This window comes from Arthrobacter sp. SD1074B (genome assembly GCF_056780195.1).
Genome location: NZ_JBRAZT010000001.1, coordinates 1,093,910 through 1,107,767, shown reverse-complemented (window position 1 = coordinate 1,107,767; position 13,858 = coordinate 1,093,910). Strand labels below are relative to the sequence as shown.

The following is a 13,858-nucleotide window of genomic DNA, read 5'->3' as shown; positions in this document are numbered from 1 at the left end:
TTTTAGTTGGCGTACTTCGCCCAGGGGATGTTCCAGTCCCCGTAGCCGTCGTCGTTGGCCGCATAGTCCCCGTCGGTGTTGACCACCTGGACCACGTCGCCGGTCGTCATGTTGTCGAAAACCCACTTGGCGCCGTCCGGGCCCAGCCCGATGCAGCCATGGGAGAGGTTTACCTTGCCGATGAAGGGCATAGCGGATTCCGTCGCCTGGTGGATGAACTCGCCACTGGTCGTCAACCGGGTGGCGTAATTGACGTCGAGCTGCCCGTAGTAGGCCGGGTCGCCCGGCTTCAGCCCGATGGTGGAGGCGTCCATGTGCTCAACCCGGTACTTTTCCATCAGGACGAGGTAGCCGCGCGCCGACGGGAAGCGGGTGTCGCCCAGTGTCGCCGGCCAGCTGCCGACCTGGCGGCCGTTGACCGAGGCCGTGAACGTATGCGTCTTGGCGTCGGCGATGGCGACCTTCTTGTCACCGATGTGCACCGTGACCTTCTTATTGAAATTACCGATCTGGCCCTTGCCGAGGTCAACGCCGAAGAGCTTGATGTCCATCGTGACCGTGCTGTTGGCCGCCCAGAAATTCTGCGGCCGGTACCGGACCATGGTGTTGCTGTACCAGTGGAAGTCGCCGGCCTGCCCCGAGGTGGAGCTGACCTTGATGGCTTTTTCAACGGCGGCGCGGTTCAGCACCGGTTCGCTGAAGGTGAGTTGGAGCGGCTGCGCGACGCCGACCTTCATGCCGTCCAGCGGATAGATGGCCGCATCCGCCTCGTTGGCGGTGCTCACCGTTGTGAAGCTGCGGGTGGCGTCCGTGCTGCGGCCCGCGCCGTCGACGACGGAGTAGCTGTAGGTATACCGGGTGTTGAACTGCAGCGGCCCGGCGGCGGCCCAGCTGGAACCGTCGGCGCTGAGCTTTCCGTCCACGGCGTCGCCCGAATCACTGGTGAGGGCCGCGCGTTCGATCCGGCCGTTGCCCACCTTCAGGGTGACCGGCGCGGCCGGGTTGACCTGGACGGCGGCGTCGGCGGGCGCGGCCGCGAGCTTCAGCGGCGGCACGACCGGGAATGCCAGCCCCTGGGTCGACCGTTCCGGGGAGCCGGCTTCGGAGGCGAAGGAGGGGTGGGCCAGGGGTCCTGCCGCGGCGAACACTCCGCCGCCGGCCGCCAGCGCGCACGCCGCGGCCAGCACGGCGGCCTTCCGGCCGGTGCTCCAGCTCTTGGGGGCGATCACTATACTCGGGTCCTTCCAGAGGTTACCTTGACAGCATAAGTGAATTTCGGGTGCGGCCCGCTCTTGGCTGCGCCACGATCCGGTCACAAAAGAGGCCCCGGACGCATGGTCCGGGGCCGCTTCTGCAGCCGGGCCGCGCTCAGTAGCGGTAGTGCTCCGGCTTGTAGGGGCCGGCGACGTCGAGGTCCAGGTAGGCGGCCTGTTCCTTTGTCAGCTCAGTCAATGTCGCGCCGAGGGCGTCGAGGTGCAGCCTGGCGACCTTTTCGTCGAGGATCTTGGGCAGCACGTAGACCTGCTTCTCGTACTCCCGTTCCCCCTCCGGCTGGCCCGCCTTGGTGAACAGCTCGATCTGGGCGATCGTCTGGTTGGCGAAGGAGTTGCTCATCACGAAGGAGGGGTGCCCGGTAGCGTTGCCGAGGTTCAGCAGGCGCCCTTCGGACAAGACGATGATGGAGCGGCTGTCCTTGCCCGTGGCCGGGTCGGCTTCGAAGACCCATTCGTGCACCTGCGGCTTGATCTCGACCTTCTTGATGCCGGGGATCCGGGCCAGCCCGGCCATGTCGATCTCGTTGTCGAAGTGGCCGATGTTGCCCACAATCGCCTTGTCGCGCATCCCGGCCATGTGCTCGGCCATGATGACGTCCTTGTTTCCGGTCGTGGTGATGAAGATGTGGCCTTCCTCCAGGACGCTCTCCAGCGTGGCCACCTGGTAGCCGTCCATCGCGGCCTGCAGCGCGCAGATCGGATCGATTTCGGTCACGATCACCCGTGAACCCTGGCCGCGGAACGCCTCCGCCGCGCCCTTGCCGACGTCGCCATAGCCGCAGACGACGGCGACCTTGCCGCCCATCAGCACGTCCGTGGCGCGGTTGATGCCGTCCGGCAGCGAGTGGCGGATGCCGTACTTGTTGTCGAATTTGCTCTTGGTGACGGAGTCGTTGACGTTGATCGCCGGGAACAGCAGCTTGCCCTGCTCGGCGAGCTGGTACAGGCGGTGAACACCCGTGGTGGTCTCCTCGGTCACGCCGAGCAGGCGCGAGCCGATCCGGGTCCACTTCTGCGGGTCCTGCCGCAGCGAGGCGCGCAGCACCTCAAGGAAGACGCGGCCTTCGTCCGATTCGTCGTCCCCGGCGGCCGGGACGGCGCCCAGGGCTTCGAATTCGGCACCCTTGTGCACCAGCATGGTGGCGTCGCCGCCGTCATCGAGGATCATGTTCGGGCCCAGGTCCGGGTTGCTGTCCGCCCCCGGCCAGGTCAGGATCTGTTCGGCCGTCCACCAGTATTCCTCGAGGGTCTCGCCCTTCCAGGCGAACACCGGAACACCCTGCGGGTCCTCGATGGTGCCCTGGCCGACGACGACGGCGGCCGCCGCCTCGTTCTGGGTGGAAAAGATGTTGCAGGAGGCCCAGCGGACTTCGGCGCCGAGGGCGGTGAGGGTCTCGATCAATACGGCCGTCTGGACTGTCATGTGCAGGGAACCCGCGATCCGGGCGCCCTTCAGCGGCTGGCTGGCACCGAATTCCTCGCGCAGGGACATCAGACCGGGCATCTCGTGCTCGGCCAGGCGGATCTGGTGCCGGCCGGCCTCCGCCAGCGAGATGTCCGCAATTTTGTAATCGAAAGTCATGGGGATCCTTTGGGTAGCCGGGATGTACTGAAGGGACTGGAAGTGGTTCGACGCCGGAGCGCCCGATGATGGGCCGGCCTGCGGACTTTCCCGCCGGCTTCCGGCGGCTGCTGCCGGGGCTGCTGTATCGGGGCTATTCCGCCGCGTGGCGGGGCGCGCCGTCGGGCCGGCCGCCGTCATGTTGGTCGGAGGGGGCAGCGGTGGCCGCGGCCAGCAGTTCCGGCGGCAGCAGCAGCGGGATGCCGTCCTCAATCGCGTAACGCAACTTCTGCCCGTCGGCGCCGGGTGTTGCGGCGACAAGTTCGTCGCCCTCCTGCACCAGGGCCGAGCCCGTCACGGGGCAGCGCAGGACAGACAGGAGTTCGGGACTGATCAGTGGCATGGTGAAGGCTCCCTGGGGGCGACGCCGCTGGCGCCGGTGGCGTACGGAAATTTCAGTTCCCAGCCTACCGCCAGTTCGCGGCTCAGGAGGGTTCGCGCAGGACGCGCAGGTGCCCCCGCCGGGTTCCTTCGGCGGCGGCCGGCGCTTCGAGGGCCGGATGTGCGGCGCGCCGGCCCTGTGCGGGATCCGCCGCAGCGGGACGGGCCGCGGCTTCGCGGACCGCATTGGCGAGGGCGAGCAGGTCATCGGGTCCGGGGCCGGCAGGGGTGGCCGGCATGGCGAGCCGCAGGACTTCCCAGCCCCGCGGCACCGTCAGGGTACCTGCGTGCTGTTCGCAGAGATCGTAACAATGCGGTTCGGCGTAGGTGGCCAGCGGACCAAGGACCGCCGTGGAGTCGGCATACACATACGTCAAAGTCGCTACCGCCGAATTGCGGCAGGCTGACCTTGAACACTGACGAATTGCACCCACGACATCACAGACTACTCCCCCCGGCCCGTGCCTCCGCGCATTGAAACGCCCCGCCGGCCCGGGAGCGCGCGCCGCTGCCTGCGCACCGGCCGCAACGGACGGCGCTGGGGCGCGCAGCCGGATCTCCGGCGATGCCGGACGGCGGGTCGCGGCGGCCGCCATATCGCAGAATTCAGGCGCCGGGTTTAGAGTCAAGATATGCAGTCATCGCACCATGATCCCGGCTTTACGGTCCGGTTGGCTGACCCCGGCGCCGGCGGCGCCGCCGCCAAGGGGAAGAGCTTTCGTCAGCGCCGCAGGAACCGGCACGGCCGGGGGCTGCGCGGCGAGCTGATGCTCCCTACGCTGCCCGGATACCGGACGCGTTCGGACGGCTTCGACGATTTTGTCCTCGATTCGGCGCAACGCCTGCACGATATCTGGGGCAAACCGCTGGACGGCGTCCGTTTCGCGGTGGAGGAGATCCCGCCGGGGCTGGAGCAGCTTGTGGCCGACGGCACCCCGGCGCCGATGGGATCCTACGCTCCGGCGACGGCGGACGATGGTCCCGTCATCACGCTCTACCGGCGTGTGGTGGAACAGGCCTGCGGCAGCCGCGAGGAACTCCAGGACCTCGTGCACGACGTGGTCGTGGAGCGCACGGCCGAGATGCTCGGGGTACCGCCGGAGTCACTGGACCCGGTGTACCGCCGCCGCTACTAGGCCGCCGCAAACCGCCGGCCGCCCCGGCTAGTACCCGAGGGTGACCGGGACCTGTTCCTGGCCGGCCGCCCCGGGGGTGACCGGGATGCTCGAAATGTCAGCCCTGCCGTCCTGCTCCAGCAGCACGGCCCCATAGGCCGCGTCCCCCGACGCGGATACAAGGTACCCCACCAGCGGCGAACCGCCCACATCACCGGGGATCTTGACCGAGGCCGTGGTTCCGCCGGCGATGTCCGCGGTGGCCGCGGCGCGGATCTTGCCGTCGGCGGTGATCGGCGTGTAGGAAATCTTGGCACGGCCTTCCGGTGCGCCGAACATCAGGAACCGCTCGCCCGTCCGCGGCACCGGGACCACGTGCTGGCTTCCGAGCCGCGCCGAGGCAGGCGCCCAGGCGAAGTCCGCGGCATCCTCGGCCTTGAACCCGCGAGTGACCCGGGCCGCGGCGACGAAGGAAACGTCCGAACTGGCAGCCAGGGTGTAGTGGCCAGCCGGCACCGCCGCGAGGGAGACTTCCGTGACCGCGCCCGCCTTGGCGGTGACCACGCCGCCCGGCAGGGCTTTTTGGCCGTCCCGTCCGAACAGCTTCACTTCAACCACGGCGTCCGCGGCCCCCGGGACAGCGATCTGCAGGGCTGGTTTGGCATCAGCGAAGCCAGGTTTCGCGCCCAGAGAGGCCAGCGCGGCCGGGCCCTGAAGGTCGATGCCGGAAATGACCTGACCGGTGGCGGGAACCGTTCCCGGCGAAATAAAGTCCACCCCGCCCGGGGTCAGACCGCGGAGCACGCTCTGCTGGATGACGGCTGAGACCGGGCCGCCGGTGCTGCGCACCCGCACGCTGAGCCGTTCCTGCCCCGGCGCCAGCCCGGCGAGGATGATGGACCGGGTGCTGCCCGGCGCCACCAGCAGTCCGCGGCTTCCGGGAGCCTGGATGGCGCCCTTGGCGCCGAACAGCTCCAGGCTCACGGTGGCGGGTGTGCCGGATGAGTTACTGATTTTCAAGACCGCGGTCCGGCCGAGGGCGGTGTTCGCCCCGACCAGCCACAGATCGTTGGCCGGCCGCCGGCAGGCGGCGGCAGCCGCGCCGCGCAAGTCCCCGTCGGCGGCGGTGTAGCTCATCACTGCGCCGGCTGAAGGTTGTTGGTTTCCCTGCGCGTCCGCGCTGAGCACGCTGACGGCGTCGACGCCGCGCTCCGGTATGACTCCGGCGCGCAGTGCGGTCGCGGCCGCCGGGGCTGACGGCGTCGCGGCTGCGGTCGCCGGGGCGGCCTTGGCCAGTTGCACCAGCGGGGCGCCGGTGAGCGCGGCAAGCCGGCTTCCGGGAAGCACCCCGGTGTTGGAACTCAGCACGACCGCGCTGACCGTGCTCCGGGCTGTGGCCGATTCCGGGCTGAACTGCGGATCCGTGCCGACGGGGGTGCCTTGGAGCAGCCGTGCCGGTCCGGGGCAAATGCCCACGCTGCTGCCGGCCGGCACCGCGGCCAGCGGCGCTTCAAGCTGCCTGCTGCCGGGGCTGTGCGGGGAGAGGGCGGACGCCGCCACCAGGCCGCCGCCTGCCGCGACCAGCACCAGGGCGGAAAGAATCCCGCCCACGGTCCCGGAAATGCTCTTCAGCCGGGCCGGGAGCGGAACCCCGCCCGCAGCGCGGCGCGTTGTTCCGCCCCGTCCGCCCCTGTCCCGCTTGTCCTCGGTTGCCGGGGCCTGCGGCAGCCCGGCGGGTGCGGACCGTTCCGGGGGCGTTGCGCCCTCGTTGTCGTCATGCATGCTGGTGTTCCTTACGCAGGGAGCCTTCGTCCCTGGAGAGCCCGGTGTTCGGCCGGCGGGCAGGCATGGGGATGGCCAGGAGGACCGTCAGGCCGATGACGACGGCCTGGGCGATGCCGGTCCAGAGTGCCCACGGGTTTTCGTAGCGGATGCTGAGCCGGCCTCCCTCGGCCGGGAGGGTGAAGGCCTGCGCCCAGTCCGCGGTGGTGGCGGTCAGCCGGCGGCCGTCGAGCCAGGCGCTCCAGCCCGGATCCGCCCGGTCGGCGAGGACCACCAGCCGGCCTTCCGGTCCGGCCGGCACGGTGGCGTCGGCGGAGACCGGCCCGGCCGGCAGCAGCCCGACGGTCGTTCCGGCGCGGTCCACGATCCGGAGGCGGTGCGCGACGTCGGCGGCCTTGGCTTCTTTCTGGTTCAGCGGGCTGATCCGCCACAACCAGCCGACGTCGGTGCGGCCGACCGCGACGAGGCCGGGGACGGCGTCCATCCGGCTGGCCGTCAGTTCGGCCGAGCTGTCGCTGGCTTCGAGCACGACAAAGCCGACGCCGAGCTGCTCCAGCTGCCGGCGCGGGTCCACCCCTTGACCGGCGGCGATCGTGGCGACCACGCTGCGCAGGGAGGCGGCAACCGCGTCGTCGTCGCGGACTGTTTCCTTCCCCGGGGCGCCGGTCACCGGGCGGGCGGCGGCGACGGCGGAGAGGGCGTCCAGCCGGGTGCCGTCACCGCGCATCAGCGCGGCGTCAAAGCCTCGGTCCTCCTTGGCGGAGATAACCAGCGTCCGGGTCTGTTCCGGCCCCTCCCCCCGGTCGATCGCCGTCGTCGGGAGCAGGCGGGGCGTGCCGGCCTGGACCAGGCGGCGGACGCCGAGCGCGGCGCCGCCGTCCGGCTCGGCGCCGGTGCCTGCTTCGGCGGAACCGATGCTTCCGGCTGCAGCCGGGGCACCGTCCGGATCGATGGCAGCGGCCGCGGGCGGGTCCGGCTGCAACACATTGTGGGATGCCCACGCAGCCAGGCCGGCCAGCGGACCGGCGAGCAGGAGCACCATTGCGGTGACGGCGGTGCCGCGGACCAGGATTTTGCGGCCAAGACCGCCCGTGGCGGAAGCATCGGCGGCGTCGACCAGGGCCTCGGCACCGATCAGCGCCGCGCCCAGCAGCGCGAAGGCCGCAGCAGAGACTGCCGGGCCGGTGAACGGCGTGACCAAGACCTCGGCACTGGCGCCGGTGGCAATGTGCCCGGCCAGCCAGCCGCCGGCCAGCATCAGCACCGCCGCGGCCCAGAGGCAGCGGGCCAGCCAGGGCCGGCGCCCCGCGGCACGCCGGCCCGGGAGGAAGAGGGCGGCAACCGCCAGCAGGAGGACAGGCAGGCCGATCAGCAGGGCGAGCAGCAGCGCCCACGGCACGGCACCGGGACCGAAGGCGGACAGACCGGAGAGGCCGGCAGCGCCCTCGAAGCGCAGCGGCTGGCCCAGCCCCTGCTGCCAGAGCGGCGCCGCGTCAAAGCCGAGCGGCAGGCCCGGATCGGCGAGCAGGGCCCGGGGCCGGTCCAGGACCGGGAGGGCAAAGGGAAGGAACAGGGCGAGGCTGGGAAGCAGCGCCCACCAGATAGTGCGTCCCCGGCGCCGCAGCAGCACCCCGCACAGCGTCACGACGACGGCGGCCGGCAGCAGCAGCGACGGGGCGGCCGCGGTGATGACGGCCAGCGCGAGCCCCGCCGCGGCTGCCGCGGTCCAGGACGGTGTGCCGTTGACCCCGGGCTTGGTGGGAGGCTTTTCGGTGAAGCGCCGGTCCCCCGGCACCGGGACCGCGAAGCGCCCGCGGCCCGGGACGGACCCGGTGGCCCGGAGCAGGGCCAGGACAAGCAGCGGCATCATGACGTGCGCTAGGAGCGCACCGAGGCGGCCCTGGTTCAGGGCGACCTGGAGGGCGGGCGCGCCGGCCCAGATGAATGCGGCCGCGAGACGAAGCCTGCGCCGGCGGGTCAGGGCTCCAGCGGCAAACCAGGCCCCCAGCGCGGACAGCGGCATGGCCAGGATCAGCAGCCAGGCCACGGCCCCGTTGGCGTTGCCCGCGCCGAGCACGCCGAGCACCCAGAGCACGTAACCGAACGGGTCACCGTGGCCAGGAAGTCCGGCCCCGAGTTCAACCCACCAGCTCGAGGCATGGTTCCAGATGTCGCCCAACCGGCCCGAGACCGGGATGAGCGCCCCGCCGGTGACCGCGTCGGCGCGGAACAGCCCCAGCAGGCCGACCAGCGATGCCGCGGCGGTAACCAGCAACGCCAGGAGGGCGCCGTTACCCACCCAGCCGCGCTCGGTGGTGCCCAGTGCCGCGAAGTCGTCGGCGGAATCGCCGCTGGGCTGGTCGGCAAGCAGGTCGTGGCTGGCGGCGTCGCTGGTATCGTCCGAGCCGAGCGCCTCCATCAGCGAGCGGCGGTGCGCCCAGACCTCTCGCCGGGGAGTTTGCAGCCCCTTGATGACGGAGCGGCGGATCCGTCGGGTGCGGGCGGCGTTGCGGCGGCCGCGGAACACGGCGGCGGGACGTCCGAGGGCGCCGAGGGTTGCCAGCAGCTGGGAGAACCCGTGGCCGGGATCCTTGACGGCGATGCTGAGGACCAGTTTGAACAGACTGCCCAGCAGGGCACCGACGGCGTGCACGGGGACTTTCCAGGCCGAGGCATGCTTGAGCCGCAGGTGGACCTGCGCCTTGCGGGCCGCCGCCGCGTTGCCCTGGGCGTGCGGCCGGTGCGACACGTGGAACATGCGGGCGCTCGGGACCACCACCACCCGGTGGCCGGCGAGCCGGTTGCGCCAGCAGAAGTCGACGTCGTCGCCGCTGCCCGGAAGGGCCGGGTCGAAGCCGCGGAGGTCTTCCCAGACGTCGCGGCGGACCAGCATGCCCGCCGAGTTAACGGCGAAGGTGTCGCTGCGGCCGTCGTACTGGCCCTGGTCGAGTTCGTCGGCCTCGATCAGCGTCAGGCGCTCCGCCCAGCGGCTGGTGGAGAGGCCCACATCGATCAGCCGGCGCCCGGCGTGCCAGTCCAGCTGCTTGCAGCCGGCCACGGTGACGGAGGGGGCTCGCTCCACTGCGTGCAGCAGTTCGGCGAGGGCTTCGGGGGCCGGTGCGGCGTCGTCATGCAGCAGCCAGATCCATTCGGCGGCCGCGGGTGCGGCCTCCCCGCGCCAGGGCGCGAGTGCCTTGAGTCCGGCCTGGACGGCGCCGCCCATGCCGCTCCTGCCCGGCTCGACGACGGTTACGTTGGCCTGGCCAAGGGCCTGGCCAAGCAGGGCCGCCGAGTGGTCGCGGGAGCCGGCGTCGATCCCGAGGGCCGCATCCGCCGGTCGCGTCTGCGCCGCCAATGCCGCCAGGGTCCTGGGGAGATAGTCACCGCCGTTGTGGGCTACCACAACGGCGGTGACTCGTACTTCTTGAAGAATTAGACTGCCCGCTTCCTAAGCCGGCGGCGTTCCCGCTCGGAGAGGCCGCCCCAGATACCGAAGCGCTCATCGTTGGACAAGGCGTACTCCAGGCACTGTGAACGGACGTTGCACGCACCGCACACCTTCTTGGCGTCGCGGGTGGAGCCGCCCTTTTCAGGAAAGAAGGCCTCCGGGTCGGTCTGCGCGCACAGCGCGTCGGTCTGCCATCCCAGTTCGCCTTCGTCATCGAAGTCCTGCCGGGAGGGCAACCCGATCCACACCGGCTGGGCGGTGGTTCCGGAGTGCAGGGTCTGCAGTTCCATGGGCGGGTCGAGCGGATCGTTGTCCTGCTCCGGGTTCCCCGCCAGAAGTGCTTCGTGGGCTGCCAGGAAGGCCGTGGCCTGGTCCTGCAGCGAATCCTGGGTGTGTTCGTTGTACCGCTGCGCGGCGTCCGGATCGGCGGGATCTACGTACCAATCACTCGGCACCCCGCGTGAACGGTATTTTGCCGTCGCTTGGCCGGCGACGACTTCATCGTCATGGATACGCTCTGCAAGCCCCATTGGCGTTCCCTCTCTGATTTTGCAGCCTTTGCCTGACCCCCGGACACTCGGTTGTGTGCCGCCTGATGCGCATTGGCTTTCGATACCTAATTACACGCGTGTAAGTATCCGGGAGTCAAGCCGCGGCGGAGATAATAATCAATTTCCGTCGGATTGGCCGTGCACGCCACGCCCGGGAGTTTTCCGGCCGCCGCCGCAGGCTGGCACGGAGTTGGCAGGTTGCTGAGTACTTTCCTGCGCTTTTCCTGGGATTTTCCTGCGTTTACGGTGGTTTTGCTCCGGCGCCTCACCTCGGACCGCGGCCGGACGGGGCCCGCCGAAGGGCGCCGGCGTGACAGAGATCACGTGGGTGCGGCCGTGGCAAGATGAGGGCATGAGTATCCCGGTAATGGACCTGATGTCAGCCCTGCGTTCCGGCCAGTCCACCTCGCCACGCCTGACCTGGTACGGACCCGCCGGTGAGCGGGTGGAACTATCCGGCCGGGTGCTGGACAACTGGGTGGCGAAGACCAGCAACCTGTTGCAGGACGAGCTGGACGCGGAACCCGGAACGCGGCTGCGGCTGGACCTACCGGCGCACTGGAAGTCGCTGGTGCTGGCGCTGGCCGCGTGGCAGCTCGGCATGGAGGTGGTGCTGGACGCTGCGGAAGCCGAGCTGCTCGCCACGGCCGAGCCCGGGCCGGCGGCCGCCCAAGGAGCGTTCGACGCCGTCATGGCGGTCGCGCTGCCGGCTCTGGCGATGCGGTGGCTGGGCGAGCTGCCCTCCGGCGTCGTGGACTACGCCGCCGAAGTGCGCTCCCACGGCGATTTCTTCATGCCGCAGGTGGAGCCGGAGGCGGTCCGCCCGGCTCTCCGGAGCGCCGGGGGCGCCGTGCACGCGCACGCCGATCTGCTGGCGGGGTTTGCCGCCCCGGCGGCGGCTACGCCGGGCGGGGCGTCTGCCGATGGCGGCGAACGGGTGCTGGTCCGGGCCGCCGAGGGACTCGAATCCGTCCTGGCGCAGTCCCTGGGAACGTGGCAGCGGGACGGTTCCGTCGTGCTGGTGCATCCGGATGTCGCGGTGACCGAGCGGCTGCTCAGTGACGAGCGCGTCAGCCGGAACTGACCCGGTCCGGCAGGCTCAGCGGGAGCGGCTCAGCGGCGCCCGGGTGTGGACCCGGGAACGTCCGGTTCCTGGCCGGCCTGGCCGGGAACCCCGACGGCTTCTTGGCCGTGCGGGTGGCGTTCGATGATCTCGTGGTCGTGCAAGAACTCCGGCTCGTCGTCCAGTTCCTTGTTGAAGACCAGGAAGCGGTAAGCGAAGAACCGCACCACCGTGGCAACGAGGATGCCGACAATGCCGGCGGAGAAGAGCATGTTCTTGTCCGTGATGCCCATGCCGTACTTGGCGAGGGCCGTGAGCCCGGTGGAAATGCCGATGCCGATGCCGTTGATCAGGACGAACATCGCGAACTCGCGCAACACGTTTTCCTGACGGCGGTGGCGGAACGTCCAGAAGCGGTTCGCGATCCAGGAGAAAATCGTGGCGACGGTCGCCCCGACGAAGCGGGCCTTCGCCTCGCTGTCGGACATTGGGCCGTGCATCAGGTAGTACGTCAGGCCGTTGTCGATGATGAAGGCCACACCGCCGACGGCGCCGAACTTGGCCACTTCGCGCCAGAAGAGCGAGGCAAGCCCGCGCGCTCGATCTGCAAGTGTGTTAATCATGACCCTCCGTGGCCTTTGAATCTGGGGGAAGCTGGCGGCCAAACGGCCAACGGCCCATTTTAGCGCCGTTTTCCGGGTACGCGCCCCCGGCCGGCGCTGGTCCGGGCGGCCAGGACGCGTAATCCGCGCCCGAAAACGGCGCTGTTTCGGCGGGCTGGGCGGGCAAGGGCCGGTTCCGCGCAGGTTTTCGGTAGGCTGGGAGATGTGACTTTTCCAGTAATCGGCGTCGTTGGCGGCGGCCAGCTTGCCCGCATGATGGCCCCCGCCGCGACCGCGCTCGGCTTTGAACTCCGTGTCCTCGCCGAGGCTGAGGACGTTTCCGCCGTCGCCGCTGTGGCCAAGGCCCCCGTCGGCGACTACACGGACCTTGACCACCTGCTCGAGTTCTCCCGGGGGCTGGACGTGCTGACTTTCGACCACGAACACGTCCCCACCGGGCACCTGCGCGCCCTGATCGAGGCCGGCGTCAACGTCCACCCGGGCCCCGACGCCCTGGTCAATGCCCAGGACAAGCTGGTGATGCGCGCCGCGATCGACCGGCTGGAGCTGCCCAATCCCCACTGGGCCGCCGTCGCCGACGTCGGGGAACTCGTGGCGTTTGGCGATGACACCGGCTGGCCGGTGGTGCTCAAGACCCCGCGGGGCGGCTACGACGGCAAGGGCGTGCGGATCGTCGCCTCCGCCCAGGACGCCGCGGAGTCGGCGGACTGGTTCGAGGCCATGTCCCCGCTGCTGGCCGAAGCCAAGGTGGAATTCAGCCGGGAACTCTCGGCGATGGTCGCCCGCACCCCCGACGGTGAATGCCGCGCGTGGCCGGTGGTGCACACCATCCAGGTCGACGGCGTCTGCGACGAAGTCATCGCCCCCGCACTGGACATCCCGATCGAGGTTGCCGCGGCGGCCGAGGACGCCGCCATCCGGATCGCCCACGAGCTGGGTGTCACGGGCGTCATGGCCGTAGAGATGTTCGAGACCCCCGGCGTCGGCGCCGGCTTCCTGATTAACGAACTCGCGATGCGCCCGCACAACACGGGCCACTGGACACAGGACGGGGCGGTCACGAGCCAGTTTGAACAGCACCTGCGCGCCATCTTGAACCTACCGCTCGGGGCCACCGACCTGCTCGGGCCCGTGGTGGTCATGAAGAACTTCCTCGGCGGCGCGAACCAGAACCTGTTCTCCGCCTACCCCGCGGCCCTCGCCAGCGAACCGGCCGCGAAGGTCCACTGCTACGGCAAGGCAGTGCGGCCGGGCCGGAAGATCGGCCACGTCAACCTGGTCGGCACGTCGGCCGCCGACGTCGATTCCATCCGGCAACGGGCGGGCACCGTCGCCAACATCATCCGGGACGGACGGGCGCACGCCGTTTCCGCCGCGGGGACCTCCGAGGAGAACGCGTGAACACCAGCATCGAAGCCCAAGACGCCGCCTCCCGGGCCGCCGGCCGCGGGGCCGCCCCGCTGGTGGGGCTCTTGATGGGGTCGGACTCCGACTGGCCCGTCATGGAGGCCGCCGCCGAGGCGCTGGCCGAATTCGGCATCCCGTTCGAGGCCGACGTTGTCTCGGCCCACCGCATGCCCACCGAGATGATCCGCTACGGGCAGACCGCCCACGAGCGCGGCCTGCGCGTGATCATTGCCGGCGCCGGCGGCGCGGCGCATCTTCCAGGTATGCTCGCCTCCGTGACCCCGCTTCCGGTGATCGGCGTCCCCGTGCCCCTGAAGACCCTCGACGGGATGGATTCGCTGCTGTCCATCGTGCAGATGCCCGCCGGTGTCCCGGTTGCCACGGTCTCGATCGCAGGAGCCCGCAACGCCGGCCTGCTCGCGGTCCGGATGCTGGCCTCGGGCACGGATGCCCTCGCGGAGAAGCTGCGGGCCGATCTGCTGCGGTTCGCCCATGAGCTCAACGACGCCGCCACCCGCAAGGGCGCGAACCTGCGCAGCAAGGTTGCCGAAGTCTTCTCCGACGAAAACAACGTTCCGCGGGGCGGCCGGTAG

Annotated in this window: 12 protein-coding genes; 4 read left to right on the top strand and 8 right to left on the bottom strand. The window is 70.2% G+C overall.

All coding sequences use genetic code 11. From position 1 onward, the window contains the following. Nucleotides 1–2: 2 nt before the first annotated feature. From ACUYM2_RS05295 to ACUYM2_RS05280, 4 genes are all read right to left on the bottom strand, one after another. Entirely contained in the window at nt 3–1,226 is a 1,224-nt protein-coding gene (locus ACUYM2_RS05295; protein WP_481601411.1) for a L,D-transpeptidase, read from the bottom strand. A gap of 142 nt (nt 1,227–1,368) precedes the next feature. Continuing rightward, on the bottom strand, nt 1,369–2,856 hold the full coding sequence (ahcY, locus tag ACUYM2_RS05290) for an adenosylhomocysteinase (RefSeq protein WP_481599121.1): 1,488 nt from the start codon (nt 2,854–2,856) through the stop codon (nt 1,369–1,371). A 133-nt stretch (nt 2,857–2,989) separates the two neighbouring features. Continuing rightward, complete coding sequence (locus ACUYM2_RS05285; RefSeq protein ID WP_481599120.1) at nt 2,990–3,238, bottom strand: hypothetical protein; 249 nt, start codon at nt 3,236–3,238, stop codon at nt 2,990–2,992. An 82-nt stretch (nt 3,239–3,320) separates the two neighbouring features. Further along, entirely contained in the window at nt 3,321–3,710 is a 390-nt protein-coding gene (locus tag ACUYM2_RS05280; RefSeq protein WP_481599119.1) for a DUF3499 domain-containing protein, read from the bottom strand. 198 nt (nt 3,711–3,908) lie between these two features. Here ACUYM2_RS05280 and ACUYM2_RS05275 point away from each other — a divergent pair, with 198 nt between their 5' ends. Next, entirely contained in the window at nt 3,909–4,412 is a 504-nt protein-coding gene (locus tag ACUYM2_RS05275; RefSeq protein ID WP_481599118.1) for a metallopeptidase family protein, read from the top strand. Between the two features lie 27 nt (nt 4,413–4,439). Here ACUYM2_RS05275 and ACUYM2_RS05270 read toward each other — a convergent pair whose 3' ends face one another. Genes ACUYM2_RS05270 through ACUYM2_RS05260 form a run of 3 tightly spaced genes read right to left on the bottom strand, consistent with a single transcriptional unit; the run spans nt 4,440 to nt 10,151 of the window. After that, nucleotides 4,440–6,173, bottom strand: coding sequence for a DUF5719 family protein (locus ACUYM2_RS05270; RefSeq protein WP_481599117.1), 1,734 nt, complete (start codon nt 6,171–6,173; stop codon nt 4,440–4,442). Then, a complete protein-coding gene (locus tag ACUYM2_RS05265; RefSeq protein WP_481599116.1) occupies nt 6,166–9,576 on the bottom strand; it encodes a glycosyltransferase family 2 protein in 3,411 nt (1,136 codons plus the stop codon). Before ACUYM2_RS05265 ends, ACUYM2_RS05270 begins: the two co-directional genes overlap by 8 nt. Before the next feature lie 29 nt (nt 9,577–9,605). Next, nucleotides 9,606–10,151 (bottom strand): WhiB family transcriptional regulator, encoded by a 546-nt coding sequence (locus ACUYM2_RS05260; protein ID WP_481599115.1) that lies wholly within the window; start codon nt 10,149–10,151, stop codon nt 9,606–9,608. A gap of 373 nt (nt 10,152–10,524) precedes the next feature. Between ACUYM2_RS05260 and ACUYM2_RS05255 the strand changes: the two genes are divergently transcribed. Beyond that, nucleotides 10,525–11,256, top strand: coding sequence for a TIGR03089 family protein (locus ACUYM2_RS05255; protein WP_481599114.1), 732 nt, complete (start codon nt 10,525–10,527; stop codon nt 11,254–11,256). 29 nt (nt 11,257–11,285) lie between these two features. On the opposite strand, the gene ACUYM2_RS05250 is transcribed toward ACUYM2_RS05255, so the two are convergent. Next, entirely contained in the window at nt 11,286–11,858 is a 573-nt protein-coding gene (locus tag ACUYM2_RS05250) for a GtrA family protein (protein WP_481599113.1), read from the bottom strand. 252 nt (nt 11,859–12,110) lie between these two features. On the opposite strand from ACUYM2_RS05250, the gene ACUYM2_RS05245 reads away from it, so the two are divergent. Continuing rightward, entirely contained in the window at nt 12,111–13,259 is a 1,149-nt protein-coding gene (locus ACUYM2_RS05245; RefSeq protein WP_481601410.1) for a 5-(carboxyamino)imidazole ribonucleotide synthase, read from the top strand. Nucleotides 13,260–13,333: 74 nt separating this feature from the next. Further along, nucleotides 13,334–13,858, top strand: coding sequence for a 5-(carboxyamino)imidazole ribonucleotide mutase (purE, locus tag ACUYM2_RS05240; RefSeq protein WP_481601409.1), 525 nt, complete (start codon nt 13,334–13,336; stop codon nt 13,856–13,858).

What these genes read in the sequence shown, in the direction of transcription:
- ahcY (WP_481599121.1), bottom strand. Translation starts at nt 2,856, where the DNA reads ATGACTTTCGATTACAAAATTGCGGACATCTCGCTGGCGGAGGCCGGC.
- ACUYM2_RS05285 (WP_481599120.1), bottom strand. Translation starts at nt 3,238, where the DNA reads ATGCCACTGATCAGTCCCGAACTCCTGTCTGTCCTGCGCTGCCCCGTG.
- ACUYM2_RS05275 (WP_481599118.1), top strand. Translation starts at nt 3,909, where the DNA reads ATGCAGTCATCGCACCATGATCCCGGCTTTACGGTCCGGTTGGCTGAC.
- ACUYM2_RS05270 (WP_481599117.1), bottom strand. Translation starts at nt 6,173, where the DNA reads ATGCATGACGACAACGAGGGCGCAACGCCCCCGGAACGGTCCGCACCC.
- ACUYM2_RS05260 (WP_481599115.1), bottom strand. Translation starts at nt 10,151, where the DNA reads ATGGGGCTTGCAGAGCGTATCCATGACGATGAAGTCGTCGCCGGCCAA.
- ACUYM2_RS05255 (WP_481599114.1), top strand. Translation starts at nt 10,525, where the DNA reads ATGAGTATCCCGGTAATGGACCTGATGTCAGCCCTGCGTTCCGGCCAG.
- ACUYM2_RS05250 (WP_481599113.1), bottom strand. Translation starts at nt 11,858, where the DNA reads ATGATTAACACACTTGCAGATCGAGCGCGCGGGCTTGCCTCGCTCTTC.
- ACUYM2_RS05245 (WP_481601410.1), top strand. Translation starts at nt 12,111, where the DNA reads ATGATGGCCCCCGCCGCGACCGCGCTCGGCTTTGAACTCCGTGTCCTC.
- purE (WP_481601409.1), top strand. Translation starts at nt 13,334, where the DNA reads ATGGGGTCGGACTCCGACTGGCCCGTCATGGAGGCCGCCGCCGAGGCG.